This is a genomic window from Hydrogenophaga intermedia (genome assembly GCF_000723405.1).
Lineage (GTDB): Bacteria > Pseudomonadota > Gammaproteobacteria > Burkholderiales > Burkholderiaceae_C > Hydrogenophaga > Hydrogenophaga intermedia.
Genome location: NZ_CCAE010000030.1, coordinates 1 through 25528 on the forward strand (window position 1 = coordinate 1; position 25528 = coordinate 25528).

The following is a 25528-nucleotide window of genomic DNA, read 5'->3' on the forward strand; positions in this document are numbered from 1 at the left end:
CTCCCCGCCCACCCACGCCCACCGGTGCCGAAGCGCCGGACTGGAGCCTGCCTGAGGCAGAACTGCTGAGCCGACACGCCAGCGGCCCCGAGGGCTTGAGCGCAGCCGAAGCGAGCGCCCGTCTGCCACGGTTCGGGCCCAACGCCGTGGCCGAGGCGACCACCGCCACCGTGTGGCGGCTGGTGTGGCGCCAGTTCTCCAGCCCGCTCGTGCTGATCCTGGTCGCGGGGGGGCTTGTGTCGGCGGCGCTCAAGAGTTGGGCGGAGGCGTCCACCATTCTGGCCATCGTGCTGTGCAGCGCGGGCCTGGGTTGGTGGCAGGAGTGGCGGGCGTCGGGCGCCGTGGGGCGCCTGCGCCAGCGGCTGGCCCTGCAGGCGCGCGTGCAGCGCGACGGCGCGTGGCAGACCTTGCCTGCGCGCGATCTGGTGCCGGGCGACGTCATTGAACTCAGCGCGGGCAAGCTGCTGCCGGCCGACGGCGTGGTGCTGCAGGCGCGCGACTTCCTGGTCACCGAGGCCAGCCTCACTGGCGAGTCCTTCCCCGTGGAGAAGCGCCCCGGTGCCCTGGCGGCCGATACGCCATTGCGCGATCGCTGCAACAGCGTCTTTCTCGGCAGCTCGGTGCGCAGCGGCACGGCCACCGTTCTGGTCACGCACACGGGTGGGGCCACCGTGTTCGGCGAACTCGCGGCGGGCCTCAAGCGTCGCCCGCCTGAAACCCGTTTCGCGCTGGGCGCGCGCCGCTTCGGCGACATGCTGATGCGCGTGATGTTCGCGGTGGTGCTCGCGATACTGGTGGTGAACCAGTGGCTGGGCCGGCCATTGATCGATTCGCTGATGTTCTCCGTGGCGCTCGCGGTGGGCCTGTCGCCCGAGCTCCTGCCCGCCATCGTGAGCGTGATGCTGGCGCGCACCACGCGGGCCATGGCCGCGCAGGGCGTGCTGGTGCGCCGGCTGGAAGCGATCGAAGACCTGGGCGGCATGAACGTGCTGTGCACCGACAAGACCGGCACGCTGACCCAGGGAGTCATGACACTGGACGCCGCCGTGGACGCCGACGGCCGGCCCGACGCCCGCGTGCTGCGGTGGGCACACCTGAACGCCGCTTTCGAAAGTGGGATAGAAAACCCGCTGGACGCCGCGCTGGTGGCGGCCGGCGCACAGGCCGGGCTCACGGTGGCGGGCTGGCGCAAGGTGGACGAAATCCCGTACGACTTCGTCCGCAAGCGCCTCACCATCGTGGCGCAACGCGAAGCCGATGGCGTGCGCGCGCTGGTGACGAAGGGCGCGGTGCCGCAGACGCTGGTGGTGTGCGACCGTGTGCGTCGGGCCGATGCCGAAGTGCCGCTGGACGCGGCATTGCGCGCCCGCCTGGACGGGTACATGCACGAGCTGGGGAGCCAAGGTCTGCGGGTGCTCGCGGTGGCCACGCGCACGGTGCAAACCGATCGTGTGGGAGTGCCGGACGAGGCGGGGCTCTGCCTTGAAGGCTTTCTGGCGTTCACCGATCCGCCCAAGCCGGGTGCCGCGCAGGCTGTGCAGGCGCTGCGCGCCCGCCACGTGCGGGTGAAGATGGTCACCGGCGACAGCCGCCACGTCGCTGCGCACGTGGCCCGGCAGGTGGGCCTGGATGACGCCGCCATGCTCACGGGGCCCGAGATCGCCGGCATGCGAGACGAAGCGCTCTGGCACCACGCCCCGCGCACGGATCTCTTCGTCGAGGTGGATCCTTCGCAGAAGGAGCGCATCGTGCGCGCCCTCCAGCGCACGCGGCATGCCGTGGGCTACCTGGGGGATGGCATCAACGATGCCCCTGCCCTGCTCGCAGCAGACGTGGGCATCTCGGTGGACGATGCGGTGGATGTGGCACGCGATAGCGCCGATGTCGTATTGCTCAAGCCCGACCTGGCCGTGCTGTGCCGTGGCGTGGAAGAAGGCCGCCGCACCTTCGCCAACACGCTCAAATACATTGCGCTGACCATCAGTGCCAACTTCGGCAACATGGTGAGCATGGCCATTGCGGCACCGTTCCTGCCCTTTCTGCCGCTCACGCCTACGCAGATCCTGCTGAACAACTTTCTGTCGGATCTGCCGTCGATGGCCCTGACCACCGACCGGGTGGACACGGCCCTTCTGAGCGGGCACAGCACTGGAACCTGCGCAGTCTGCGCCGCTTCATGGTGGCCTTCGGCCTCATCAGTTCGCTGTTCGATCTGCTGACATTCACCTGGCTGCTGTGGGGGCTGCAGGCGGACCAGGCCACCTTCCGCACGGCGTGGTTCCAGGTGTCACTGCTGACCGAGTTGGCCGCGGTGCTGGTGTTGCGCACCCGTGGCCCGGTTTGGCGAAGCCGCCCGGGCGAGCTTCTGTCCTGGGCGCTGGCAGCCATGTCCGTGGTGGCCCTGGCCTTGCCCCACAGCGGCCCGCTGGCAGCGGCGCTGGGCTTTGCGCCGCTGCCGTGGTCCGCCGTCGTCATGGTCGGGGCGGTGGTGCTGGCCTATGCGCTGGCAACCGAGTGGGCCAAGCGCTGGGCGAACTGATCGCGCTGGATCGGCCGGCTCAATCGCCAGGTGCACGCCCCGGCGCATGCCGCGAACGCGCCAGCTTGTGCAGCAACTCCGCCAGCATCATTTGCTCGGCCGCGCTCAGGGTCTTGAAGGCCGCGCGCTCGCTTTCCAGCAGGCGCGCGGTCAGATCCACCACCAGCGCCTCGCCCGGTTTCGTCACATGCAGGTGCTGGCCGCGACGGTCGTTTTCGTTCGCTTCGCGAACGATCAGCCCACGGCGCACCAGCTTGTCCAGGCCGGTGGTGATGTACGGCGCGCTCAAGCCCAGCGCCTTGGCCAATTGCGCGGGTGACACGCCGGGGTTGCCGTGCACCAGGGCGAGCAGCGTGTATTCGACGGTGCGCAGGCCATGGGGGATGCCCGCCACGTCGTCGAAAGCCGCAATGGTCACGATGGACGCCTGCGCGAGCTGGTAGCCCACCAGCCACTGCAGATCGCCTTCGTTCAAGCGGCCCGCAGGCGTGGAGATGTCGGCCGGCCTGGCGTCCTCCGCCCGGGCGCGGACCATTTTCGTGGGGGGCGCGGCGGCTCGGCGCCCGGGCGCTGGCGCAGCAGGCGCCTTGTGTTTCGTTGTGGCGTTGCGCGCCGTCATGAGCACTCACTCCTCAATGCAGGGCACCACCAAGGCCCCTGCCATGCAGCACGGATTCTGCCCGCGCCCGATTCCGGGTCTCCAGGGTATTCACCTATCCAGAAATTTAGTTAAGCAAACTAACCTTTTGTTGAGGCCGCAACCACAAGCGGTCCATTTCGCATCAAACAATCCGAGGAGACAAACATGACTTACTTCTTGCGATCGGCCCTCGCGGTGGCCGGTAGCGCAGCGCTGTTGGCGGCTTGTGGGGGTGGAGGCGGCGATGGAGGGGGGAGCGGCGGACCCGCCGCTCCCCCGCCGACCGAGGCCAGCCTGTCCATTCCCGCACCGGGCTCCCTGTTGCCCGCGGCCAGCGACATCTCGATCGCGCAGGCCGATTGCTCGGCCGCCAAGCTGGGCACGTCCGTTGCGCCGGCCGACATTGGTGAACCCGTGGCCGCGGTGACGCTGAACGCGCCCACCTGGACCGCCGCCGCTGGCGGCAACCAGGCCTATTGCTCCATCACCGGCGCCATTTATGCGGTGGACCCGAGCGCGCCCGTCATCAACTTCCGGGTCTCGCTGCCCGAGAACTGGGCGCGCCGTGCGGTGCACACCGGCGGCGGCGGCATGAACGGCTTCCCGCCGGGCAATCCGTCGGCGGCGATCCTGGGCTTGCGCGCGGCCACCTGGGGCAGCGATTCGGGCCACACGTTCATGGACTCGAACTGGGCCTTGAACGAAGAAGCCATGAAGAACCTGGGCTTCATGCAGATGAAGAAGACCCGCGACGTGGGCGTGATGCTGACGCAGCGCATGTATGGCGAGAAGCCGCGCTTCACCTACTGGCAGGGCGGCTCGCAAGGGGGTCGCGAAGGCCTCACCGTGATGCAGCGCTACCCGCAGGACTACGACGGCGCCGCGCTCACCGTGCCCATCGTCAACTTCTCCACGCTGACGCTGGCGCCGGAGCTGATCCGCATCCAGGAAAAGCCGCTGGCCAACTGGGTGCCGCCGGTGAAGGTGGCCGCCATCCGCGCGGAGTTCATGCGCCAGTGCGACAAGCTTGACGGTCTGGTCGACGGCATCATCAACAACTACACGGCCTGCCGCGACATCTTCAACGTCAAGGCCGGCGCGCCGGGCCGCAACCCCTGGGTGGACAAGCGCTGCCCGGGCAACGTCGACCCCAACCCGACGGACAACACGGCCACCGCCTGCTTCACCGACGGCCAGATCGAGACGCTCAAGTTCATCTACTCGCCCTACGCCTTCGCCACGCCGCTGGCCAACGGCGTCACCTCCTTCGGCATGTGGGCGCCCACCACCGATCCGGGCGGCTCGGGCCTGCTGATCAACACGCGCCACGTGGGGCAGGAAGGGGCCGACCCCGGCGCCACCATCCACAGCCACCTGGGCATCCTGGGCGTCACGGGCTTCCTGTTCAAGGACCTGAACGCCAACCCGCTGGACTACGTGGAGGGCGGCATGCTCAACGCGCGCCGCGTGGAGATCTCCAGGCACCTGGACGCGACCAACCCGGACCTCTCGACCTTCTACAAGCGCGGTGGCAAGGTGCTCATCACCATCGGCAGCAACGACAGCCTGGCCTCTACCGGCGCGCAGCTCGACTACTACCAGTCGGTGCTGGACAAGATGACCCGCCCGGTGGTGGACGCCTTCGCGCGCCTGTGGGTGCTGCCGCAAACAGGCCACGGCCTCAGCGGCACGAACCTGGGTGTCGATGGCGACGGCAACACCATCCCCTCGGTGGCCATTCCCAACAGCTTCAACGGGCTGCAGATGGTGGTGGACTGGGTGGAGCAGAACCAGGCACCCAGCAAGAACCCCACGGTCACGGCCGGTGCCAAGTCCCTGCCCATGTGCTCGTACCCGCAACACCCACAGTACGTGTCCGGCGACGTGGCGCTCGCGGCCTCGTACACCTGCGCTGACTGAAGCCCCCGCGCTTCGCTGGCGTGAAAGCCCCGCGGCAGCGGGGCTTTTTCTTGGGCTGACGCGGCGATCAGGGCTCGATGCGCGTCTGCGACTGCTCCCGCATGTACTGCGGCAAATAGTGGAACGAGGCCAGCGCCTTGCCCGTGCTGCCCGAGCCCTTCCACCCGCCGAAGGGCTGGTACCCCGGCCAGGCGCCGGTGGTGGCACCCAGGGGCCGGTTGACGTAGACGACGCCGGCTTCGATGTTCTCCAGGAACCAGTCCACCTCGTCCTCCGCGCCAAAGAAGCCCGCCGTCAAACCGAAGTCGCTGGCGTTCGCTTCGGCCATGGCCTGTTCGGCGTTGTCCACGCGCCCCAGCATCACCAGCGGCGCGAAGATTTCCTTGCGCCACAGCGGGTGGTCCAGCGGCGCCTCGGCCACCAGGGGCGCGCAGTAGAAGCCCTCGCCCGCGTCGGGCGGCAAGGGCCCTTCGGCCACGATGCGCGCGCCCTCGCCGTCCAGTTGCCGCCGGCAGTCCGCGTGGCGCACTTGCGCGGCGCGCGTGGCCACGGGGCCGGTCCAGCTCGCCTCGCGCTGCGGTTCGCCCACGGCCACCTTCGCCACCGCCGCGCGCAAGCGCTCGATGAGCGCGTCGGCCACCGAGCGGTCCACATACACGCGCGACAGCGCCGAGCACTTCTGCCCCGACAGGCCGAAGGCCGAGCGCACGATGCCCTGCGCCGCCACGTCGAGGTTGGCGCGAGCGGTGACGATGGCCGCGTTCTTGCCGCCCATCTCGGCGATGCAGGGGCGCGGCCAGCGCCGGTTCACCTGCGCGCGCAGGATGTGCATGCCCACCGCGTACGAGCCGGTGAAGGTGATGCCGGCTATGCCATCGTGCTGGATGAGCGCCTCGCCCACGTTCGCGCCATCGCCCGCCAGGCAGTTGAAGGCACCGTCGGGCAACCCCGCGTCTTTCAGGCACTGCGCCAGCAGCAGGCCCGACCACGGCGTCTCCACCGAGCCCTTGAGCACCACGGTGTTGCCGGTGACCAGCGCCGCCGCCGTGGGCCCGCCCGCCAGCGCGAAGGGGAAGTTGAAGGGTGCGACGACGGCCCACACGCCGTAGGGTTTCATCACGCTGCGGTTGCGGCTTTTCATGGTCGGCAACGGGTCGTCGGGCAGGGCGCGGTCGTAGCCGCCGTTCTCTTCCATCTGCCGCGCGTAGATGTCGCAGAAGGCGCTGACCTCGGCCACCTCGCCCAGGGCTTCCATGCGGGTCTTGCCCACCTCCAGCGAGACGGCGGCGGCCATCTCGTAGAGGCGTTCGTCCACCAGGCGCGCGGCGCGGCGCAGCAGGGCCACGCGCTCTGGCCAGGGCGTGCGGCGCCAGGCGGGCAGCGCGCGCCGGGCGGCGGCCACGGCCAGGTCCACGTCGGACACCGAGGCCTGGGCGAAGCGGCCCAGCAACTCGCTCTGGCGCGCGGGGTTGTGCTTGTCCAGCAGCGCAGCGCGCTCGACAAAGGCACCGTCGATGAAGAGGCCGTGGGTCTGCCCCAGGCCGGCGCGCACCCGCTGCAGCGCGGCCTCGAAGCGTTCGTGCAGCGCGCGCGGCGGCGCGAACATCGTGGAATAGGTCAGTTGGAATTCGCTCATCGACAGGCCTCCTCAGGACACGATGTACGCCGCCGCGCCCACCGCCAGCAGCGTGCCGTCCTCGCCGTGGAAAGCCATGCGCGTGCTGGCCACGCGCGAGCCCAGGCGCAGTGCCTCGGCGTGGAGGGTGAAGCGCGCGCTGCCCACGGCCGGGCGCAGGTAGTCGATGCGCAGGTCGATGGTGCCGAGCTTGGCGAAGCGGTGCATGCGCTGCTCCACGCTGTCGTCCATGTGGCGCGCGGCCATGCCGGCCAGCACGGCCAGGCCGCCCATGGCGTCCAGCGCGGCGCTGATGACGCCGCCGTGCAGCCGGTGGTGGGCGTAGTGGCCGATGAGCTCGGGGCGCATGTCGAGGTGGCCGCTCACGCGCTCGGGCAGCACCTCATCGATCTTGAGGCCGATGTGCTGGTTGAAGACGATCTTCTGTTCGAAGAGTTCGGTGATGGCTTGCACGAACTCGGGTTCGAATCGCACGGTGGGAGGCGGGCTGGAGGTGCTCATGGTGTGGGTTGTCGTCGGGTCCGGGCTCAGGCGCCAAACTGGCGCGCGGCCAGGTCCTTCATGATCTCCTCCGCGCCGCCGCCGATCATCATGACCTTCACCTCGCGGTAGATGCGCTCGCAGGCGGTGCCGCGCATGTAGCCCATGCCACCCAGTATCTGCACGGCCGCGTCCGCATTGGCCTGCATGGCCTGGGTGCTGTGGTTCTTGAGCAGGCAGACGTTGCCCACCCAGTCGGGGCCTTCGTCGCCCGCGTCGATGCGCTCGCCGAGCGCGTCCAGCCAGGCCTGCGTTGACGCCACGCGCATGCGCATGTCCATCAACTTGTGGCGGATTACCTGGTGCTGGATGAGCGCCTCGCCGAAGGTCTTGCGCTCGCGCGCCCAGGCCAGGGCCTCGTCGTGGCAGGCCTCGGCGAAGCCCAGGGCCAGCGCGCTCATGGCCAGGCGTTCGCCATTGAAGTTGCCCATGATCATGCGAAAGCCCTTGTGTTCCTCGCCGATGAGGCAGCGCGCCGGCACGCGCACGCCGTCGAAGCGCAGGTGGCCGGTGTCGCTGGCGTGCCAGCCCATCTTGTGCAGCGGCGTGCGGCTGATGCCTTTGGTGTCGCACGGCACGGCGATGAGGCTGATGCCGCTGGCGCCCCGGTTGCCCGGGTCCGTCCGCACGGCGAGGGTGATCCAGTCGCAGCGCACGCCGGAGGTGATGAAGGTCTTCTCGCCGTCGATGACGTAGTCGCCGCCGTCGCGGCGCGCGGTGGTGCGCAGGCTGGCCACGTCGCTACCGCCACCGGGTTCGGTGATGCCGAGCGCGGCGATCCGCTCGCCGCGCAGCACGGGCGGGATCACCTCGGCCTGCAGCTCGGGTGAGCCGTGTTTCAGGATCGGCGGCAGGCCGATGTTGTGGCTGAACAGGCTGGCCAGCAGGCCGCCGCTGGCGGTGCGCCGCGCCAGCAACTGCGACACGGCGTTGCGCGCGCGCCAGGGCGCGGGCGTGCCGCCCAGGTGCTCGGGGTAGCCCAGGCCCGGCAGGCCGATGCGCGCGGCCTCCAGGTAGAGCGCGCGCGGGAAGGTGGCCTGCGCGTCCCAGTCGTTCACGTGCGGCACCAGGGCCTCGTGCGCGAAGCGGTCGACGGTGTCGAGCAGGGCTTCGGTGTCGGCGCGGTCCCAGGTCATGCCGTCACCTCTGGGGAAGCGAAGCTCACCAGCAACTGGCCCGGCGCCACCTGCTGTCCCGCCGAGACGGACACCGCCTGCACCGTGGCGTCGCGTGGCGCGGCGATCTGGTGTTCGATCTTCATGCTCTCGATGGCGAACAGGGTGTCGCCTTTCGCCACGCGCGCGCCGGGCCGGGCGTGCACAGCCACCAGCTTGCCGTTGAAGGGCGCGCGCAGTTCGCTCACCGCGCCACCGGCACCGGCGCTGGCGCGCGCCGCGTGGCTCATGTCGCTCAGCATGAGCGTGTGCGAGCCGACCTGCACGTGCCAGCGGCCTTCACCCAGTGGCACGGCGGTGGTGGTGTGGTGCGCGCCATCGATCGTGACGCCCATGGCATCGAGAACGGCCGTGTGCGGTCGCCCCTCCACGGTGACGTTCAGGCGGCCGTTGCCCTTCTCGAGCACGGCGAGATCAAACAACGCATCACCCAGCGCCCAGCGCAGGGGGCGCGCGAAAGGACATGGCAAGGCACCGGGCGCGGGTTGGCCGGCGTACGCGGCGGCCAGCAAGGCCGCGAGCACCGCGTCGTGCGGCGGACGCAGGGCCGCGCGGATGCCCTCGCCCTGCTCCGCCAGAAAGGGAATGAGCGCCTCGCCCGCGCCGAACACCGGGTGGCGCAGGCAGGCCGCCAGAAAGGCGCGGTTGCTGGGCAGGCCCAGCAGCACGGTCGCGTCCAGCGCGTGCGCAAGGCGTTCGATGGCCTGCTCGCGCGTGGCCGCGTGCGCGATGAGCTTGCCGAGCATGGCGTCGTAGTGCGGCGTGACCTCGGTGCCGGGCTCGATGGCGTGGTCGAAGCGCAGGCCCTCGCCCGGTGGTGGCTCCACGAAGGCGCGCACGGTGCCGGTGTGCGGCGAGAGGCGCTCGTCTTCGGCGCACAGGCGCACCTCGATCGCATGGCCCTGCAGTCGAACCTGGTCCTGCGTCAGCGGCAGCGGTTCGCCGCGCGCCACGCGGATCTGCCACTCCACCAGGTCCAGGCCCGTGAGCATTTCCGTCACCGGGTGCTCCACCTGCAGGCGCGTGTTCATCTCCATCAAGAAAAACTGGTCGCCGTCCAGCAGAAACTCCACCGTGCCCGCCCCCACGTACCCCGCCGCCTGCGCCAGCGCCACCGCGGCCGCGCCCAGTTGTTCGCGCAGCTCAGGCCCCACGGCCGGGCTCGGCGCCTCTTCGATGATCTTCTGGTGCCGCCGCTGCACCGAACAATCGCGTTCGCCCAAGTGGATGCAACGGCCGTGCGCGTCGGCGAAGACCTGCACCTCCACGTGGCGCGGGCGTTGCACGGCGCGTTCGATCAGCAGGTCGGCACTGCCAAAGCCCGCCAGCGCCTCGGCGCGCGCGCTGGCCAGCGCGGCGGGCAACTGCGCGGCCTCGGTGACGAGGCGCATGCCGCGCCCGCCGCCACCGGCCACGGCTTTCACCATCAGCGGGTAGCCGATGCGCGCGGCCTCGGCGATGAAGGTCTCGTCGCGCTGGTCGTCGCCAAAGTAGCCCGGGAGCACTGGCACGCCGTGCCGCTGCGCCAGCGCCTTCGCGGCCGACTTGCTGCCCAGCGCGCGAATGGCCTCGGGCGGTGGCCCCACCCACACCAGGCCGGCGTCCATTACCGCCTGCGCGAATTCCGCGTTCTCGCTGAGGAAGCCGTAGCCGGGGTGCAGCGCGTCGGCGCCCGTGGCGCGCGCCGCGTCGATGAGCCGCTGGATGCGAAGGTACGACTCGGCGGAACTGGCGCCGCCCAGCGCGAAGGCCGTGCTCGCCTCGCGCACGTGCAGCGCATTCGCGTCGGGGTCGCTGTGCACCGCCACGGTGGCGATGCCCATGCGGTGCGCGGTGCGGATCACGCGGCGCGCGATCTCGCCGCGGTTGGCGATCAGCAGGCGTCTCATGAACGGCCCACTTTCGGCGGCTCGGTGCCCGGCGGCTCGGGTGCCCAGGGGGCGGGCCGCTTGTTGGCGAACGCCGCCAGGCCGGCGGCGGCCTCGGGGCCGCGCAGCGCGCTGGCGAACGCGATGGCGGCCTCGTCGCGCAGGTCGGGGCGGTCGTCGCACAGGCGCAGCAGGAGCTGCTTGGTGGCTGCCACCGCGCCAGGCGCGGCGCGGTTCAGCGTGGCGGTGGCCTCGGCCACGGCGGCGTCGATTGCGCCATCGGCCACCACGCGGTTCACCAGGCCCGCGGCTTGCGCTTCGCGCGCACTCCAGCGCGCGCCGCTCAACAGGCACTGGCGCGCCGTGGCGTCGCCCAGCCGGCGCCACACGAAGGGCGCGATCTGCGCGGGCGGCAAACCCAGCGTCACCTCGGGCGTGGCGAAGCTGGCGCGCTCGGTGGCCAGCACGATGTCGGCACAACACACCAGGCCGAAGCCGCCGCCCATGGCCGGGCCGTCCACCGCGCACAGCAGCCATTGCGGCAGGCTGCCCAGGGCGTGCAGCAGGTCACCAAAGCCGCGGTTCACGGCGATCAGCGGATCCGTCTCGCCCGGCTGCAGCGGCTGGCCGATGGCGTGCGCGAAGCCGCCGAGGCTGCCACCGGCACAGAAGGCGCCGCCTGCGCCGCGGAGCACCACGCCGCGCAGCGTGGGGTCGTCCCTGGCGCGCAGGCAGGCGGCGTACAGGCCCACCACCATGGCGTCGCTCAGCGCGTTGCGCGAGGCCGGGTCGTTCAGCGTCCAGCGCTCCACGGCGCCCTCACGATCGACGATCAGCGCGCGGTTCATCGCGGGGGCCTCTTGGCGATGCCCATGATCTTGCTCAGGATGCCAAGCATGACCTCGTCGGCCCCGCCGCCAATGGAGGCCAGGCGCCCGTCGCGGTACATGCGCGCCACCTTGTTCTCCAGCGTGAACCCCATGCCGCCCCAGAACTGCAGGCAGGTATCGGGCACCAGGCGGTTCAGGCGCCCGGCCTTGAGCTTGGCCATGGTGGCCCACTCGGTCACGTCCTCGCCCGCCACGTAGCGGTCGCACGAGAGGTAGGTGAGCGCGCGCAGCGCCTCCACCTCGGTCTTGAGTTCGGCCAGCTTGAACTGCACCCACTGCTGGTCGGCCAGTTGCGCGCCGAAGAGCTTGCGCTCCTGCGCCCATTCGATGGTCCATTCAATGCAATTGTTCAGGCTCACCAGCGTGCTGGCCGCGCACCACAGGCGCTCCTCCTGGAATTGCTGCATCTGGTAGACGAAGCCCGCGCCCTCCTGGCCGATGCGGTAGCGCTGCGGCACGCGCAGCTCGTCGAAATACAGCAGGCCGGTGTCGCTGCTGTGCATGCCGATCTTGCGGATCTTCTTGCCGACCTCGAAGCCCTTCACCGGCTTGCCGTTCTCGCGCAGCGGCACCATGACCAGGCTCTTGTTCTTGTGCGCGGGGCCGTCGCTGGTGTTCACCAGCAGGCAGATCCAGTCGGCTTGCAGGCTGTTGGTGATCCACATCTTCTGGCCGCTGATGACGTAGTCGTCGCCATCCTTGCGGGCGGTGGTCTTGATGGCGGCCACGTCGCTGCCGGCGCCGGGCTCGCTCACGCCGATGCTGCCGACCGTCTCGCCGCGGATCGCCGGCGCCAGGAACTGCGCCTTCAGTTCCTCGCTGCCGAAGCGCGCCAGCGCGGGCGTGGCCATGTCGGTCTGCACGCCGATGGCCATGGGCACGCCGCCGCAGTGGATGTGGCCGAGCGTTTCGGCCATGGCCACGCTGTAGCTGTAGTTCAGGCCCGCGCCACCGTGCGCCTCGGGCTTGGTCAGGCCCAGCAGGCCCAGGTCGCCCAGGCCCTTGAAGACCTCGTGGGCGGGGAACATCTCGGCGGCCTCCCACTCGTCCACGTGGGGGTTGATGTGGTCGTCGATGAAACGCTTGAGCGTTTTCTGGATCTCGCGGTGCTCGTGCGTGAACTGCATGGCTTGTCTCCTCTGTGGGCGTGTGCGTGACGGATCTACATGCGCGCCACCCCGAAGGGCAAGGGGCGTGGGGTGCGCTGCGCGGCCTCGGCGCAGGTGTCGAGGCAGAAGATGAGCACCGCGCGCGTGTCGCGCGGGTCGATCACACCGTCGTCGAGCAGCAGGCCGCTGGTGTGGAAGGCGTCGGCCTGGCTTTCGAAGACCTGCACGATCTGCTCGAACTGCTGCTGCATCTGCACCGGGTCGGGTGTGAGGCCTTTGCGCGCCAGGCCGGCCTCGGCCACGATCTGCATGGTGCGCGCGGCCTGCTCGCCGCCCATCACGGCCGTGCGCGCGTTGGGCCAGCTGAACAGAAAGCGCGGCTCGAAGCCGCGCCCGCACATGCCGTAGTTGCCGGCGCCGAAGGAGGCCCCGCACTGGATGGTGATCTGCGGCACGGTGGCACCCGTCACGGCCTGGATCATCTTGCTGCCGTGCTTGATCATGCCGCCCTGCTCGCTGTCCTTGCCGACCATGTAGCCGGTGGTGTTCTGCAGGTAGATGAGGGGATGGCCGAGCTGGCACATCCACTGGATGAAGTGCGTGGCCTTGTTGGCACCGGCCACGTCGATGGGGCCGTTGTTGCTGATGAGGCCCACGGCGTGGCCGCCGATGCGCGCCTGCGCGCACACGGTGGCCGCGCCGTACAGGGGCTTGAACTCCAGCAGTTCGGAGCCATCGGCGAGGCGGGCCATCACCTCGCGCATGTCCACCGGTTCGCGGTGGTGGGTGGGCATGAGGCTGAGCAGGTCGTCGGCGGGCAGTGGCGGCTCGGGCGCCGCGGGTGCCGCAGGGCGCGCCGCGCCATCGCGCAACTGGTCCACGATGCGCCGCGCCAGCCCCAGCGCCTCGCGGTCGTCCTCCGCCAGGTACTCGCCCAGGCCCGACACGCTGGTGTGCATCTCGGCGCCGCCCAGTTCTTCCTCGGTGGCCACCTCACCCGTGGCGGCCTTCAGCAGCGGCGGCCCCGCCAGGAAGGCGCGCGAGCGCCCGCGCACCATGACCACGATGTCCGACAGCCCCGGCATGTAGGCCCCGCCCGCCGTGCCCGAGCCGTGCTGCACGGTGATGACCGGCAGCCCCGCCGCCGAGTGCCGCGCGAGGTTGCGGAACAGCGAGCCGCCGTGCACGAAGCCCTCCACCTTGTACTTGGTGAGGTTGGCGCCCGCGCTCTCCACCAGGTGCACGAAGGGCAGCTTGTTCTCCAACGCGATGTCCTGCACGCGCAGGATCTTCTCCAGCCCGCGCGGCTGGATGGCGCCGGCCTCGATGCCCGAGTCACTGGCCACCACCATGCAGCGCACGCCGCTGATGAAGCCGATGCCGGCGACCACGCCACCACCGGCCACGGATTGGGTAGGGTCCTTCGTGTCCTGCAGGAAGCCAGCCAGCGTGCACAGCGGCAGCCAGGGCGCGCCCGCGTCCAGCAGCAGCGCGATGCGCTCGCGCGGCAGCAACTGGCCGCGCTTGTCGAACACGGGTTTGGCCTGGGCCGAGGCGGCGGCGGCGCGTTCCTCGAGCGCGCGCAGTTGCGCGATGCGCTCGAGCATGGCCGCGCGGCGCAGTTGCGCGGCCTCGCTGTGCGGGTTGAAGCTGGACGCGAAGCTCATGACTGGAACACCTTGGGCAGCACGTAGCGGTGAAAACCATCGAACGGCCGCACGGCCTCGCGCGACTGCGCCTCCACCGGCGCGGCCACTTGCCCCCAACCCATGCGCACCTGCGGGCGCGCGCCGTCCACGCGCAGCACGCTGCCGCTGATGAAGCTGGCCGCTGGCGACAACAGGAAAGCGATGGCCGCACTGGTCTCGGCCTCATTGCCGAAGCGGCCCAGGGGCACGGTGTCGCGCATCTCGCGCAGCATGGGGCCGGCCTCGGGCGGGTAGTGGTCCATGCCGCTGGAGGCGATGTAGCCCGGCGCCACCGCGTTCACGCGCACGCCGCTTCTGGCCCACTCCAGCGCGGCCGTCTCGGTGAAGCTCACCATGCCCGCGCGCGCCGCGCCGCTGTGGCCCATGCCGGGCATGCTGCCCCACATGTCGGCCACGATGTTCACGATCGATCCACCGTGCGCCTGGAAGCTCTGCAGGTAGCACTCGCGCGCGACGAGGAAGCCACCCATGAGGTTGGTGTCCAGCACGGCCTGCCAGCCCTTGGCGCCGATCTTCTCCAGCGGGCTGATGTACTGGCCGCCCGCGTTGTTGACGAGGCCATGGATGCGGCCGTGCGCGGCCACGATGTCCGCCACCAGCGAACGCACCGCGTCTTCCTGCCGGATATCACCCGCGTGGCCGCTGGCGCGTCCGCCGTCGGCCGTGATTTCGTCGACCACGGCCAGCAGCTTCTCGGGCTTGCGGCCCACCAGCGCCACGTGCGCGCCCAGTGCGGCCAGCTCGTGCGCGGTGCAACGGCCGATGCCCGAGCCACCGCCGGTGACCACGATGACCTGGCCGGCGAACAGGCCGGGGCGAAAGATGGAGCGGTAGCGATCCGGCACCGGCGCGTGGTTCATTCCAGGTCCTTGACGAAGAGTTGCAGCGCGGCTTCGGTGAGGTCATCCAGCGAAGCCGATCCCTCGGCGTCGTACCACTGCGCCGTCCAGTTCAGCGCGCCGAAGATCAGCAGCCGCGCCAGCGCCGTGTCGCCCTTGAGCGCGCCCTCACGCCGCAGCGCCTGCAGCACCGGCACCCACACGGCCTCGTACTCGGCCATCAGCTCGCTCACCACCTGCTTCTGCTGCGGCGCGAGCCAGCGCCATTCGTAGAGCATCACGGGAATGTGGTCGCTCTCAGGCCCCAGCAGGTTGTGAAAGTGGCCGCGCACCAGCACGCGCAGGCACTCGCGGGCCGACAGCGCGTCAGGCGCGGCGGCCACGGCCGCGTCCATGCGCTCGCGCTGGTGCTGCAGCGCGCGCTGCATGCCCTCCTCCATCACGGCGGCGAGCAAGGCCTCCTTGTTCTCGAAGTGATAGAAGGGCGAGCCCGAGCGCATGCCCACGGCCGCGGCGATGTCGCGCGTGCTGGTGGCCGCGAAGCCCTTGCGGCGGAACAGGTGCGCGGCCGCGCGCAGCAGGGCCTGGCGGCGGTTGCCGTCGTCGCGCTCGTCGGCGGTCTTGCGCGGGCGCCCGCGGCTGCGGCGCTGGGGGGCCTCTTCGGCCAGGGTGTCGGTTGGCATCGGCCGCCAACATAGCAGCGCCGGGTAATTTCAGCAAGCGGGTGCTTGGTGAAAATACCGATGCCCGCTGTCGCCTGGCCGACAGGGGCGCACGCAGGTGCCCGGGCTCAGCCGGTGGCGCGGCACACCACCAGCGCGTAGGGCAGCGCCGGGTCCTCGAACCAGGCCTTCACCTCGAAGCCGCTGCCCTGGGCCAGGGCCTCGACGCCCGTGCGCTCGTACTTCTGCGATTGCTCGGTGTAGATGAATTCGCCGGCCCCGAACTCGAAGGCGTGGTCGAGCAGGTGGCTGCGCACGGTCTGGCGCACCTGGCTCACCAGGAAGCTGCGCGCCACGCCCTGCAAGGGGCAGTAGCTCGCGTAGTGGCGAAAGCGCTTGAGGTCGAAGTCCATGCCGAGCTCGCGGTTGAGGCGGCGCAGCAGGTTCAGGTTGAAAGCGGCGGTGACGCCTTCGGGGTCATCGTAGGCGGCCAGCACGGTGTGCGGGTCCTTGCGCAGGTCCAGGCCGAGCAGCAGGCTGTCGCCCACGCGCAGGTGCACGCGCACGCGGCGCAGGAAACGCGCGGCCTCGGTGTCGGTGAAGTTGCCGATGTTGCTGCCCAGGAACAGGGCCACCTGACGGCGGCGCGCACTGGGAATGGGCCAGGTCTGGAAGTAGTCGCCACACAAGGGGTGCACGGTGAGCGCGGGCAACTGTCGCGCCATGCGCGCGCCCAGGTGTTCCAGCGCCTGGGCGGAGATGTCCATCGGCCGGTAGACCAGTTCGGCGCCCGCCTTGAGCCAGGCCCGGCACAGGGCCAGGGTCTTGCGGCCGTCGCCGCTGCCGAGTTCGAGCATCTCGATCGGCGAGCCGCCCGTGTCCAGCGCGTCGAGCAGGTCCTTCGCGTGGCGGCGCAGCATGGCCGCCTCCACGCGCGTGGGGTAGTAGCTCGGCAGCCGCATGATGCGTTCGAACAGGCGCGAGCCGCGGTCGTCGTAGAAGTACTTGGACGAGAGCCGCTTGGGGTTGCCCGACAGACCGGCGAGCACGTCGTCGGCGAAGCCGCGCAGCTCGGGCGCGATGGCCGGACTCGGGGTGGTGTCGCGCGCGGGGCGCATGGCGGGGGCGGTGTGGCGGCGTCGGGTCATGGTTTGACAAGGCGGATGCCGGTGTACTGCCAGCGCAGTGGCGGCTGGAAGAAGTTGCGGTAGGTGAGGCGCTGGTGCCCCGGCGGCGTGGCGAAGGAGGCGCCGCGCAGCACCTGCTGGCTCACCATGAACTTGCCGTTGTATTCGCCGACCGAGCCCTCGGCGCGGTGAAAGCCCGGGTACGGCGCGTAGGCGCTGGCGGTCCATTCCCAGCGCTGGCCCCAGGCCATGCCCCGCGCGGCGGCGGCCTCCCATTCGAATTCGGTGGGCAGGCGCGCGCCGGCCCAGTCGGCGTAGGCGCTGGCCTCGAACCAGCTGATGTGCGTGACGGGCGCGTGCGGTGGCAAAGGCTGCGGGCCGGCCAGCGTCTGGTGCCACCAGGCACCGTCTTCACCGCGGAACCAGTACAGAGGTGCAGCGACGGCGTTCTGTCGCAGCCAGTCCCAGCCGTCGGCGTGCCAGTGGCTCGCCTGCCGGTAGCCACCGGCTTCGATGAACGCGATGTACTCGGCGTTGCTCACCAGGCGATCCGCGATGGCGAAGGGCGCGAGCAGCACGTCGTGGCGCGCGCCCTCGTTGTCGAAGGCGAAGCCGTCGCCCGCGTGGCCGATGGAGGCCACACCACCGGGGTGGTCGATCCACTGCAGCGCGGTGGCTTGCGGCGCGTGCTCGGCCGTCACGGTCACGGCGGCGGTGTCGTCGGTTGAATAGGCGGGCCGCAGGGGGTTGTGGCCCAGGATGTATTTGATGTCGGTGAGCAGCAACTCCTGGTGCTGCTGCTCGTGCTGCAGGCCGAGCTCCAGGCGCTCCAGCCAGTGCGCGGGCGGCTCGGTGGCGAGCCAGGCGTTCACGGCGGCGTCCACGTGCGCGCGGTAGGCCAGCACCTCGGCCACGGTGGGCCGACTAAGCTGGCCGCGCTGCGCGCGCGGCCAGCGCTCGCCCTCGCCTTCGTAGTAGCTGTTGAAGAGGTAGCCGTAGGCCGGGTGGAACGCGGTGTAGCCCGGCGCGGCGTGCGTGAGCAGCATGGCCTCGAAGAACCAGGTGGTGTGCGCCAGGTGCCACTTGGGCGGGCTCACGTCCACCACGGGCTGCACCACGTGGTCCTCGGGCGCCAGCGGGGCGCACAGGGCCACGCTGCGCGCACGCACCTCGGCGAAGCGGGCGGCGGTGTCGGCAATGGCGTCGCGTCGCATGCTCAGTCCACCACCTTCAGTCCACCACCTGCACGCCGCGCCAGAAGGCCACGCGGTCGCGCACCATCTCGGCCTCGGGTTTCGGGTCCGGGTAGAACCAGGCGGCGTCGCGGTTGAGTTCGCCGTCGATGAGCAGGCTGTGGTAACTGGCCTGGCCCTTCCAGGGGCAGTAGGTGTGGTGGTTGCTGTGCTGCAGCAGGTCGGCGCGCACGGCGCTGGCGGGAAAGTAGGCGTTGCCTTCGACCAGCACGATGTCGTCGCTTTCGGCAACGACGGTGCCATTCCAGATCGCCTTCATGCGCGCTCCTCGGGTGTTGTTCGAATGGGGATGGGTCGCATCCTGTGCGTATTTCTTACGTGATGCAAGCCCAGGGATGTGACGAAAGGGCAATCGGCGCGCCTGCACCGTGCGCGCGCCGGATGCAGTAGGCGCTCAGGCGAGGGCCGGTTCGCACGCGAGGTGCCGGGCCACCCGCTCCGCCTGCATCGCGATCGTGCGCAGCAGCCCACCGGGCTGCCGGATGTCGAAGCCCACGAAGTGCAGGCCATCGAGCTCGCCTTCGCCGTGCAGCACCGTGGGCAGGCCGCGCTCGTCCAGCGGCAGCGGGTGGTCGGGGAACAGGCCCTGCAACATGGGCTGGTAGCCGGTGGCGAGCAGGATGGTGTCGAAGGCCTGACCGCGCCCGTCGGTGAAGCGCACGCCGCCGCGCATGAGCGTGGCGATGCCGGGGTACACCGGGATCTCTCCGGCCTTGATGCGGGCGAGCGTGCCGACGTCGATCACCGGCGTCTTGCCCTCATGGCGCAACTGGCGCAGCGGCGAGGCAGCGGGCGTGCGCAGGCCCCAGCGAGAGAGGTCGCCCACGGTGAGGTTGCGCAGCAGCGTGGCGCAGGCGTTGCCGATGGGCTCGGGCAGCCGGGCCAGCGCGATGCTGGAGAGTTGCGTGGGGCGGCCCAGCACGTCGCGCAACACGATGTTGACCGGCGAGCGCACCGACAGCGCCACACCCACGCCCTGCTCGGCCAGGTCGAGCGCGATCTCGGCGCCGGTGTTGCCCATGCCCACCACCAGCACGTTCTGGCCTTTGAAGGGGGCCGCGTTGCGGTAGGCGTGGCTGTGCAGCACGCGGCCGCTGAAGGCGTCCTGCCCCGGCAGCACGGGCGTGCGCGGCTCGCGGTTGGCGCCGGTGGCCAGCACCAGTTGCGTGGCGGTCAACACCCGGCCATTGGCGATGTGCACGCGCCAGCGCGCCACGTGCTCGGCCGTGGAGCTTGCGGTGATGCGCACCGCCGTCTGCCCACCGATGGGTTCGATGCCGTGGTGCCGCGCATAGGCTTCCAGGTAGTCCACCACGCCCTGGCGCGGCACGTAGCGCGGGGCCTCGTCGGGGAACGGCAGGCCCGGCAGGGCCGAGTGCGATTTGACGGTGTGCAGGTGCAGGCGCTCGTAGTGCTCGCGCCAGGACGAGCCGGGCAGCGTGGCCTCGTCGATGACGGTGGCGCCACGTCCCAGCAGCCGCAGGCTGCCGGCCACCGCCAGCCCCGCTGGGCCGGCACCGACGATGAGGATGGGGTGGTGATCGCGTGAAGCGACAGCGGACTCGGACATGGTGCCCGCAGTGTGCCGGGGCGCCGCGCTCCCGCGCCATCGGTGTTCCCCCGTGGCGGCAAGCGCCCGGAATCAGGCCATCATGCCGGGAGCACGAGCCCGAAGGCCAGGCCGCTGGCCACACCCAGGGCAAGGCCGGCGATCACGTCGAGCGGGAAGTGCGCGCCGGTGTGCACGCGCGCCCAGCCGGTGCCCAGGGCCACGACCGCCATGGCGGCGATCATCGCGCCGCTGCCGGTGTGCGGCAGCAGAACGCCGAGCACGGCGCCCATCACCAACGCGTGGCTGCTGGGGAAACCGGCACGGCCACCGTGCCCCAGGTGGTTGGCACACAGGCCCAGGGCGAAGGGCCGTGGTGCCTGCCAGCGCCGCGCCAGGCGCTTGCCCGCGAGCTGCACCAGCCCGGCCCAGGCCAGGCACAGCAAGGCCAGCGCCGGACCCAGCCGGTGCGGGAGCGCCACCAGCACCACAAGCGCCAGCAGCGGCAGCCAGCTCCAGCGCGCCACCAGTCGTGCCAGGGTGAGCCCCAAGGCCGGGCCGCGCCCCGCACGAAGGCGGCGGAACAACCAGATGTCGAATCGGAGCCAGGGGCTGGCAGGGGCAATCGGAAGCGTCTGGTCGGTCATGCGCGCAATGTGCGGCGCGCGTATGACGTGAACATTAAGCGCGGTCGGCGCGCGCCTGGTCCGGCGGGGCGTCGCGCAGCGCGTCGGCACGCTCGCGCATCAGGGCCCGGTCGGCCTCGTTCTCGGTGAGGCTGGCCGCGCGCTCGAAGGCTTCGCGCGCCTCGTCGCGGCGGCCCAGTTGCTGCAGCAGGTCGCCGCGCACCGCGCTGAGCCAGGGGTAGCGCGCGAGCGCGGGCTCGTCGAGCAGGGGCGCGAGCACGGCCAGGCCAGCGGCCGGGCCCGCGTGTCGCGACACGGCCACCGCGCGGTTGAGCTCCACCACGGGCGATGGCGTGAGCCGTGCGAGCTCGGCGTAGAGCGCGGCCATGCGCGCCCAGTCGGTCTCGTCCACCGAGGCGGCGCGCGCGTGGCAGGCGGCGATGGCGGCCTGCAACTGGTAGGGCCCGGGCGATGCCGCGATGAGGTCGGCGCGCGAGAGCGCGTCCAGCCCGCGGCGAATGAGCAGGCGGTCCCAGCGCGCGCGGTCCTGCTGCTCCAGCAGCACGGGGCGGCCCTGCGCGTCGGTGCGCGCGGCGCTGCGCGAGGCCTGGATCTCCAGCAGCGCCTGCAGGCCCAGCACCTCGGGCTCGCGTGGCATCAGGTCGGCCAGCACGCGCACCAGACGCAGGGCCTCGTCGCACAGCGCGGGGCGCATCCAGTCGCTGCCGCGCGTGGCGGTGTAGCCCTCGTTGAAGATGAGGTAGATGACCTCCAGCACCGAGCCCAGGCGCTCGGCCAGCGCGGGGCCGTGCGGCAGCTCGAAGGGCACGCCGGCGTCGCGCAGGGTGCGCTGCGCGCGCACGATGCGCTGCGCCACGGTGGACTCGGTCTGCAACACGGCGCGCGCGATCTCGTGCGTGCTGAGGCCACCCAGCAGCTTGAGCGTGAGCGCGACGCGCGCGTCGGCCGACAGCACCGGGTGGCAGGCGGTGAAGATCAGGCGCAGCAGGTCGTCGCCGATGGGGTCGCGCCGCGCGGCGTCCACCTGATCGGCGACGTCGGGCGCGCGGTCGGCCTGCAGGGCCACCAGGTCGGCGGCGATGTCGGCCTCGTGTCCGTCGCGCGTGGCACGCTGGCGCAGGTGGTCGAGCGCGCGGTTGAGGGCGGTGCGCATCAGCCAGGCCCCGGGCTTGTCGGGAATGCCGTCCTTCGGCCAGTGCTCCAGCGCGGCCACCAGGGCGTCCTGCGCGATGTCCTCGGCCACGCCGAGGTCGCGCACGCGCCGCATGACGGCCGCCACGACCTTGCCGGATTCGAGGCGCCAGGTGGCGGCGATGCGCTGGTGGACCGCACTGTGCATCGGTGCGCCCGCCTCAGGCCTGCTCGTCTTGCCGGGCCTGTTGCGCGAACGCCGCCTCGTCCATGTAGAACACTTCCCACTGGTGGCCGTCCGGGTCGGCGAAGCCGTGCTGGTACATGAAGCCCATGTCCTTGGCCGGGTTGGGCGTGCTGCCGCCGACGGCCAGGGCCTTGGCGACGAAGGACTCGACCTCGGCGCGGTTCTCGCAGGACAGGGCGTTGAGCATGGCCGTGGCCTTGGACGGTTCGGCCACCGGCAGGTGGGTGAAGGTCTGGAAGTACGGGCGCACCAGCAGCATCACGTAGATGTGTTCACTGATGACGATGCACGCGCCCTCGTCGTTGCTGAACTGCGGATTGAGCGTGAAGCCGAGGCCGGTGTAGAAGGCGCGGGCACGCGGCAGGTCGGCGACGGGGAGGTTGACGAAGATCTGGCTGGGCATGGGAGGCTCCTTTTCAGTGAGTGAATGATGAGGGTGGCGAACGGCGAGGCGATCATGCTTGCAGCATCTGGCGGAAGGCCTCGACGCTGGGGCCGTCGGCCTGGATTTCGTCCAGGTCGATGAGCTGGCGCACCTCGACCACGGCGGATTTGCCCAATCCCACGGGGTTGGGAAAGCGGCGCGACCACTCGATGGCCTCGTCGCGGCTGCGCACCTGGATCAGGGTGTAGCCGGCAATGAGTTCCTTGGCCTCGGCGAAGGGGCCGTCGACGATGCGCGGCGCGCCCTGCGGCGCGTGCAGCACCTGCCAGCCCTTGCGGCTGGGGTGCAGGCCCGAGGCGTCGAGCAGCACGCCGGCGCGGGCCAGCTCCTGGTGGAACTGCAGCATGGCGTCAAAGACGGCCGGGTCGGGGCTGGGCGTGGTCTCGGCCTCGAACTCGGGGATGGAGCGGACGATGATCATGAAACGCATGGGGATCTCCTGATCCGGTGCGGACGACCCTTTCGCCCGCTTCATCCCCACGACGGTTCGGCCCGCCGGTTTTCGACAGCCCCGAACTCAGTGAAAACCCTTAGGCGCGACTTTCGTCGAAACAGGGCGCCAGGCCGCGCACCTCCACCGTGGCCCATTCGGCCGCCGGGCACTGGCGGGCGAGTTCGATGGCCTCCTCGCGCGTGACGCCGTCGAGCAGGTAGAAGCCACCCACCATTTCCTTCGCCTCGGCGAAGGGACCGTCGAGCCGGCGCGCCGCGCCGGGCGCCTGGCTCACGCGCACCGCGTTGTTCATGCCCTCCAGCGACTCCACGGCCTTGAGCTTGCCCTGAGCGCGCAGCGTGTCGCCGAAGGCCTGCATGCGGGCGTAGACCTCGCGGCCCTGGGCCTCGGTGCGTTCGGCGCGCTGGCCGGCGGGTTCGATGATGAGCAGCATGTACGACACGAATGGCCTCCGGATGTGAATCAACCGGCATCGTATGCGGGGAACGCGGGCGCGAATTGACGCGGCAGGTCAAGTCGCGCTGAGTGGCGCATCGTGGCCCTGCTGGGGCCGTCGCGCGCGGCGGTGTTCCCCGCGCTGGCGCCGGGCATCGCGGCGCTGATGGCCTGGCCGGTGCTGGGCCACGTGCCGCAGGCCAGCGAATGGCTGGGCCTGGGCATCGTGATGGCGGGCTTGGTGATCACGGTGCGACCGGGGCGTTGAATGCTCAAGCCGCCACGCGCCGCAGCCAGGCGTACCACCCCATCACCGCACGCCCCTGCTCCTCCCGGATCGGCCCGGCCTCGATCGCCTGAACCACCAAACCGTGCGCGGCGGCCAGGCGTTCGATGAGTGGGCGCGAGTGCGCGTAGCGCAGGCTGGGGCGAAGTTGCAGGTCGCGGCCGGCGTCGGCCTGCTCCACGCTGAAGGCGAAGCTGCCACCCGGCGCCAGGCGCGCGGCGGCGGCGGCGAAGACCTCGTCGAGCGGGCCCACGTAGATGAAGACGTCGGCGGCGACGATGAGGTCGGCCGGTGCATCGCTGGCGCGCAGGAACGCCAGCAGATCGCCGTGTGCGACCTCGCGGTAGGTGCCGGAGGCCCGTGCGCGCTCCACCATGGCGCGCGACGCGTCCACGCCATCGACGGCCTCGGCGTGCGGCGCGATGAGCCGACCACACAAGCCCGTGCCGCAGCCCAGGTCCAGCGCCAGTCCCAGGCGAAGGCCGTCCGCCAGCAGCGGCTTGAGCAGGGTCTCGGGCGCGGCGTACTTGAGTTGCGCGAGCAGGTGGTCCTGGAAGTCGTCGGCGTACTGGTCGAACAGCGCGCCCGCGTACACCGGGGGCGGGGCCTGCGGCTCGCGCACGTCTTGCACGGCGGCCAGGTAGTGGCGGTGCAGCGCGGGTTCGGCGCCGTGCTGCAGGGCCTGCTCATAGGAGCGCGCGGCCTCTTTCAGCTGACCGCTCTCGCGCAGCAGGTGGCCCCGCTGGCTCCACACCTCGGGCTCGCGCGGGTCGATCTCCAGCGCATCGTCCAAGGCCTTCAGGGCTTCGCGCCAATGGTCCTGGCGCAGCTCGCAGTGCGACAGGGCCAGGTGCAGGCTGGGCAACAGCGCGCCCAACGCGATGGCCTGGCGCAAGGCGTGTGCGGCACCGGCCCACTGGTTCAAGGCCTCGCGGCACAGGCCCAGCGCGGCCCAGGCGTCGCGGTGGGTGGGGTCGGCCAGCAGCGCGGCGTCCAGGTGTTCGATGGCCGCCGGCCACTGGCCCAGCCGGCACAGCGTGACCCCCAGGTTGGCCAGCACCGAGGGCCGACCGGGCACCAGGGCGAGCGCGGCCTCGTAGTCCGCGCGCGCGGCGTCCAGGCGGCCGGCCTCGAAGTGCGCGTTGCCGGAGAAGAAGTGCGCCTTGGCGCGTTCGGTGGTGTCGTCGGACATGGGAGGGGGGTGTCGTGGCGAGCGCGCATCGTAGGCGATGCGCGAGTGCCCGCCCGCCCGCCATCACCGGCAAGCGCTTACAGACGTCTGCGGACGTGCGCCCTAGAATGCCCGGTTTTCAACGAACGAGACTGCGATGAGCACTGCCAAGAAACAAACCGCCTTCAACCGCGCCCTCAAGCCCAGCCCCGAACTGGCCGCCGTGATCGGCTCCACCCCCCAGCCCCGCACCGAAGTGGTGAAGCTGATGTGGGAGTACATCAAGGCCAACAACCTGCAGAACCCGAAGAACAAGCGCAACATCCTGGCGGATGCCAAGCTCAAGGCCGTCTTCGGCAAGGATGAGGTCAACATGTTCGAGATGACCGGGCTGGTGGGCAAGCACCTCAGCTGACCGCAGCCACGAAGGCCGGGTGAGGCGCCTGCCCCGGGCGCCCGCCTTCCCTCAGACCTTCGAAAAATCCGGCTTGCGGCGCTCCATGAAGGCGCCGAAAGCCTCCTTCGCCGCCGGCTCGCGCAGCATGCGGCCAAAGCTCTCGCCTTCCTCCGCGATGGTCTTGAGCACCAACTCGCCCTGTCCCTTTTTCATGAGCCGCTTGGTCTCCACCAGCGAGCTCAGCGGCTTGGCCGCGAGCTTCTTCGCCACCGACTGGGCGTAGTCGTTGGCCTCGGTGGGCGGCAGCACGCGGTTGACCAGGCCCACCTCCAGCGCGGCCTCGGCCATGAAGGGTTCACCCAGCAGCAGGGCCTCGGCGGCGCGGTGGTAGCCCAGCATCTGCGGCACCAGCAGGCTGCTGGCGGCCTCGGGGCACAGGCCCAGATTGACGAAGGGCATGGAGAAGGCGGCGTTGTCGCCCGCGTAGACCAGGTCGCAGTGGAACAGCAACGTGGTGCCCACGCCCACGGCTGGGCCGCACACCGCCGCCAGCAGCGGCTTGGGGAAGGTGGCAATGCCCTTGAGAAAGCGGAACACCGGCGAGTCCAGGCCGGCCGGGGGGTTGTTGAGGAAGTCGCCGATGTCGTTGCCGGCGGAGAACACGGTCTCATGGCCCTGCAGCAGCACCACGCGCACGGTGGCGTCGTCCACCGCGCTGGCCAGGGCGTCGGCCATGTCGCCGTACATGGCCGAGGTGATGGAGTTCTTCTTGTCGACCCGGTTGAGGGTGACGGTGCGGATGCCGGCTTCGGTGTGGACGAGGATGTCGCTCATGGTCGTTCGCTGGAAGGGGTTGAAA

Annotated in this window: 26 protein-coding genes; 5 read left to right on the forward strand and 21 right to left on the reverse strand. The window is 70.7% G+C overall.

The features are described from left to right. Both mgtA and BN948_RS27065 read left to right on the forward strand, forming a co-directional pair. Nucleotides 1–2219: magnesium-translocating P-type ATPase (mgtA, locus tag BN948_RS16210; protein ID WP_035622586.1), on the forward strand; the 2219-nt coding region annotated here is incomplete at its 5' end. Next, nucleotides 2177–2539: a cation transporting ATPase C-terminal domain-containing protein gene (locus BN948_RS27065; protein WP_009519760.1), complete on the forward strand. Its 363-nt coding sequence runs from the start codon at nt 2177–2179 to the stop codon at nt 2537–2539. The genes mgtA and BN948_RS27065, both read left to right, overlap by 43 nt. 19 nt (nt 2540–2558) lie before the next feature. On the opposite strand, the gene BN948_RS16220 is transcribed toward BN948_RS27065, so the two are convergent. Beyond that, the gene (locus BN948_RS16220) at nt 2559–3014 is read right to left on the reverse strand and encodes a MarR family winged helix-turn-helix transcriptional regulator (RefSeq protein WP_035622605.1); all 456 of its coding nucleotides are present in this window, start codon (nt 3012–3014) and stop codon (nt 2559–2561) included. Between the two features lie 330 nt (nt 3015–3344). Between BN948_RS16220 and BN948_RS16225 the strand changes: the two genes are divergently transcribed. Further along, nucleotides 3345–5099 (forward strand): tannase/feruloyl esterase family alpha/beta hydrolase, encoded by a 1755-nt coding sequence (locus tag BN948_RS16225; RefSeq protein WP_009519757.1) that lies wholly within the window; start codon nt 3345–3347, stop codon nt 5097–5099. A gap of 67 nt (nt 5100–5166) precedes the next feature. Here BN948_RS16225 and BN948_RS16230 read toward each other — a convergent pair whose 3' ends face one another. The 18 genes from BN948_RS16230 to BN948_RS16315 all read right to left on the reverse strand — a co-directional run bounded on the left by BN948_RS16230 (nt 5167) and on the right by BN948_RS16315 (nt 22822). Further along, nucleotides 5167–6735: an aldehyde dehydrogenase family protein gene (locus BN948_RS16230; protein WP_009519756.1), complete on the reverse strand. Its 1569-nt coding sequence runs from the start codon at nt 6733–6735 to the stop codon at nt 5167–5169. A 12-nt stretch (nt 6736–6747) separates the two neighbouring features. Further along, nucleotides 6748–7236 carry a thioesterase family protein gene (locus BN948_RS16235; protein ID WP_009519755.1) on the reverse strand — a complete coding sequence of 163 codons (489 nt, stop codon included), beginning with the start codon at nt 7234–7236 and terminating at the stop codon, nt 6748–6750. A 26-nt stretch (nt 7237–7262) separates the two neighbouring features. Then, nucleotides 7263–8411 (reverse strand): acyl-CoA dehydrogenase family protein, encoded by a 1149-nt coding sequence (locus BN948_RS16240; RefSeq protein WP_009519754.1) that lies wholly within the window; start codon nt 8409–8411, stop codon nt 7263–7265. Further along, the gene (locus BN948_RS16245; RefSeq protein ID WP_009519752.1) at nt 8408–10339 is read right to left on the reverse strand and encodes an ATP-binding protein; all 1932 of its coding nucleotides are present in this window, start codon (nt 10337–10339) and stop codon (nt 8408–8410) included. Before BN948_RS16245 ends, BN948_RS16240 begins: the two co-directional genes overlap by 4 nt. Beyond that, nucleotides 10336–11166, reverse strand: coding sequence for an enoyl-CoA hydratase/isomerase family protein (locus BN948_RS16250; RefSeq protein ID WP_009519751.1), 831 nt, complete (start codon nt 11164–11166; stop codon nt 10336–10338). The genes BN948_RS16245 and BN948_RS16250 overlap by 4 nt, the downstream gene beginning before the upstream one ends. Then, the gene (locus BN948_RS16255) at nt 11163–12335 is read right to left on the reverse strand and encodes an acyl-CoA dehydrogenase family protein (RefSeq protein ID WP_009519750.1); all 1173 of its coding nucleotides are present in this window, start codon (nt 12333–12335) and stop codon (nt 11163–11165) included. The genes BN948_RS16250 and BN948_RS16255 overlap by 4 nt, the downstream gene beginning before the upstream one ends. Before the next feature lie 35 nt (nt 12336–12370). After that, complete coding sequence (locus tag BN948_RS16260; RefSeq protein WP_009519749.1) at nt 12371–13984, reverse strand: acyl-CoA carboxylase subunit beta; 1614 nt, start codon at nt 13982–13984, stop codon at nt 12371–12373. After that, nucleotides 13981–14886, reverse strand: a complete 906-nt coding sequence (locus BN948_RS16265; protein WP_009519748.1) for an SDR family oxidoreductase — start codon at nt 14884–14886, stop codon at nt 13981–13983. The genes BN948_RS16260 and BN948_RS16265 overlap by 4 nt, the downstream gene beginning before the upstream one ends. Further along, nucleotides 14883–15548: a TetR/AcrR family transcriptional regulator gene (locus BN948_RS16270; RefSeq protein ID WP_009519744.1), complete on the reverse strand. Its 666-nt coding sequence runs from the start codon at nt 15546–15548 to the stop codon at nt 14883–14885. The genes BN948_RS16265 and BN948_RS16270 overlap by 4 nt, the downstream gene beginning before the upstream one ends. Nucleotides 15549–15655: 107 nt before the next feature. Next, nucleotides 15656–16675 (reverse strand): L-histidine N(alpha)-methyltransferase, encoded by a 1020-nt coding sequence (gene egtD, locus BN948_RS16275; RefSeq protein WP_009519743.1) that lies wholly within the window; start codon nt 16673–16675, stop codon nt 15656–15658. Beyond that, nucleotides 16672–17868, reverse strand: coding sequence for an ergothioneine biosynthesis protein EgtB (gene egtB, locus BN948_RS16280; RefSeq protein ID WP_009519742.1), 1197 nt, complete (start codon nt 17866–17868; stop codon nt 16672–16674). The genes egtD and egtB overlap by 4 nt, the downstream gene beginning before the upstream one ends. A 16-nt stretch (nt 17869–17884) precedes the next feature. Then, nucleotides 17885–18166, reverse strand: coding sequence for a DUF427 domain-containing protein (locus BN948_RS16285; RefSeq protein ID WP_009519741.1), 282 nt, complete (start codon nt 18164–18166; stop codon nt 17885–17887). 135 nt (nt 18167–18301) lie between these two features. Continuing rightward, nucleotides 18302–19477: a flavin-containing monooxygenase gene (locus tag BN948_RS16290; protein WP_009519740.1), complete on the reverse strand. Its 1176-nt coding sequence runs from the start codon at nt 19475–19477 to the stop codon at nt 18302–18304. A gap of 80 nt (nt 19478–19557) precedes the next feature. Next, a complete protein-coding gene (locus BN948_RS16295) occupies nt 19558–20103 on the reverse strand; it encodes a phosphatase PAP2 family protein (RefSeq protein WP_009519738.1) in 546 nt (181 codons plus the stop codon). Nucleotides 20104–20137: 34 nt separating this feature from the next. Continuing rightward, the gene (locus BN948_RS16300; RefSeq protein ID WP_009519737.1) at nt 20138–21442 is read right to left on the reverse strand and encodes an RNA polymerase sigma factor; all 1305 of its coding nucleotides are present in this window, start codon (nt 21440–21442) and stop codon (nt 20138–20140) included. Nucleotides 21443–21455: 13 nt separating this feature from the next. After that, the gene (locus tag BN948_RS16305) at nt 21456–21884 is read right to left on the reverse strand and encodes a VOC family protein (protein WP_009519736.1); all 429 of its coding nucleotides are present in this window, start codon (nt 21882–21884) and stop codon (nt 21456–21458) included. A gap of 52 nt (nt 21885–21936) precedes the next feature. Beyond that, nucleotides 21937–22356 (reverse strand): YciI family protein, encoded by a 420-nt coding sequence (locus BN948_RS16310; protein WP_009519734.1) that lies wholly within the window; start codon nt 22354–22356, stop codon nt 21937–21939. Nucleotides 22357–22456: 100 nt separating this feature from the next. Continuing rightward, nucleotides 22457–22822 (reverse strand): YciI family protein, encoded by a 366-nt coding sequence (locus tag BN948_RS16315; protein ID WP_035622592.1) that lies wholly within the window; start codon nt 22820–22822, stop codon nt 22457–22459. Between the two features lie 93 nt (nt 22823–22915). Between BN948_RS16315 and BN948_RS26710 the strand changes: the two genes are divergently transcribed. Beyond that, complete coding sequence (locus BN948_RS26710; protein ID WP_009519729.1) at nt 22916–23083, forward strand: EamA family transporter; 168 nt, start codon at nt 22916–22918, stop codon at nt 23081–23083. A gap of 4 nt (nt 23084–23087) precedes the next feature. On the opposite strand, the gene BN948_RS25745 is transcribed toward BN948_RS26710, so the two are convergent. Beyond that, the gene (locus tag BN948_RS25745) at nt 23088–24293 is read right to left on the reverse strand and encodes a tetratricopeptide repeat protein (RefSeq protein ID WP_009519728.1); all 1206 of its coding nucleotides are present in this window, start codon (nt 24291–24293) and stop codon (nt 23088–23090) included. Between the two features lie 136 nt (nt 24294–24429). Between BN948_RS25745 and BN948_RS16325 the strand changes: the two genes are divergently transcribed. Continuing rightward, the gene (locus tag BN948_RS16325) at nt 24430–24687 is read left to right on the forward strand and encodes an SWIB/MDM2 domain-containing protein (protein ID WP_009519727.1); all 258 of its coding nucleotides are present in this window, start codon (nt 24430–24432) and stop codon (nt 24685–24687) included. Between the two features lie 51 nt (nt 24688–24738). Here BN948_RS16325 and BN948_RS16330 read toward each other — a convergent pair whose 3' ends face one another. Beyond that, nucleotides 24739–25503 carry an enoyl-CoA hydratase gene (locus tag BN948_RS16330; protein ID WP_009519726.1) on the reverse strand — a complete coding sequence of 255 codons (765 nt, stop codon included), beginning with the start codon at nt 25501–25503 and terminating at the stop codon, nt 24739–24741. Nucleotides 25504–25528: the final 25 nt, after the last annotated feature.

Coding starts and splice junctions, on each gene's coding strand:
- BN948_RS27065 (WP_009519760.1), top strand. CDS start 2,177: ATGGTGGCCTTCGGCCTCATCAGTTCGCTGTTCGATCTGCTGACATTC.
- BN948_RS16225 (WP_009519757.1), top strand. CDS start 3,345: ATGACTTACTTCTTGCGATCGGCCCTCGCGGTGGCCGGTAGCGCAGCG.
- BN948_RS16230 (WP_009519756.1), bottom strand. CDS start 6,735: ATGAGCGAATTCCAACTGACCTATTCCACGATGTTCGCGCCGCCGCGC.
- BN948_RS16235 (WP_009519755.1), bottom strand. CDS start 7,236: ATGAGCACCTCCAGCCCGCCTCCCACCGTGCGATTCGAACCCGAGTTC.
- BN948_RS16240 (WP_009519754.1), bottom strand. CDS start 8,411: ATGACCTGGGACCGCGCCGACACCGAAGCCCTGCTCGACACCGTCGAC.
- BN948_RS16245 (WP_009519752.1), bottom strand. CDS start 10,339: ATGAGACGCCTGCTGATCGCCAACCGCGGCGAGATCGCGCGCCGCGTG.
- BN948_RS16250 (WP_009519751.1), bottom strand. CDS start 11,166: ATGAACCGCGCGCTGATCGTCGATCGTGAGGGCGCCGTGGAGCGCTGG.
- BN948_RS16255 (WP_009519750.1), bottom strand. CDS start 12,335: ATGCAGTTCACGCACGAGCACCGCGAGATCCAGAAAACGCTCAAGCGT.
- BN948_RS16260 (WP_009519749.1), bottom strand. CDS start 13,984: ATGAGCTTCGCGTCCAGCTTCAACCCGCACAGCGAGGCCGCGCAACTG.
- BN948_RS16265 (WP_009519748.1), bottom strand. CDS start 14,886: ATGAACCACGCGCCGGTGCCGGATCGCTACCGCTCCATCTTTCGCCCC.
- BN948_RS16270 (WP_009519744.1), bottom strand. CDS start 15,548: ATGCCAACCGACACCCTGGCCGAAGAGGCCCCCCAGCGCCGCAGCCGC.
- egtD (WP_009519743.1), bottom strand. CDS start 16,675: ATGACCCGACGCCGCCACACCGCCCCCGCCATGCGCCCCGCGCGCGAC.
- egtB (WP_009519742.1), bottom strand. CDS start 17,868: ATGCGACGCGACGCCATTGCCGACACCGCCGCCCGCTTCGCCGAGGTG.
- BN948_RS16285 (WP_009519741.1), bottom strand. CDS start 18,166: ATGAAGGCGATCTGGAATGGCACCGTCGTTGCCGAAAGCGACGACATC.
- BN948_RS16290 (WP_009519740.1), bottom strand. CDS start 19,477: ATGTCCGAGTCCGCTGTCGCTTCACGCGATCACCACCCCATCCTCATC.
- BN948_RS16295 (WP_009519738.1), bottom strand. CDS start 20,103: ATGACCGACCAGACGCTTCCGATTGCCCCTGCCAGCCCCTGGCTCCGA.
- BN948_RS16300 (WP_009519737.1), bottom strand. CDS start 21,442: ATGCACAGTGCGGTCCACCAGCGCATCGCCGCCACCTGGCGCCTCGAA.
- BN948_RS16305 (WP_009519736.1), bottom strand. CDS start 21,884: ATGCCCAGCCAGATCTTCGTCAACCTCCCCGTCGCCGACCTGCCGCGT.
- BN948_RS16310 (WP_009519734.1), bottom strand. CDS start 22,356: ATGCGTTTCATGATCATCGTCCGCTCCATCCCCGAGTTCGAGGCCGAG.
- BN948_RS25745 (WP_009519728.1), bottom strand. CDS start 24,293: ATGTCCGACGACACCACCGAACGCGCCAAGGCGCACTTCTTCTCCGGC.
- BN948_RS16325 (WP_009519727.1), top strand. CDS start 24,430: ATGAGCACTGCCAAGAAACAAACCGCCTTCAACCGCGCCCTCAAGCCC.
- BN948_RS16330 (WP_009519726.1), bottom strand. CDS start 25,503: ATGAGCGACATCCTCGTCCACACCGAAGCCGGCATCCGCACCGTCACC.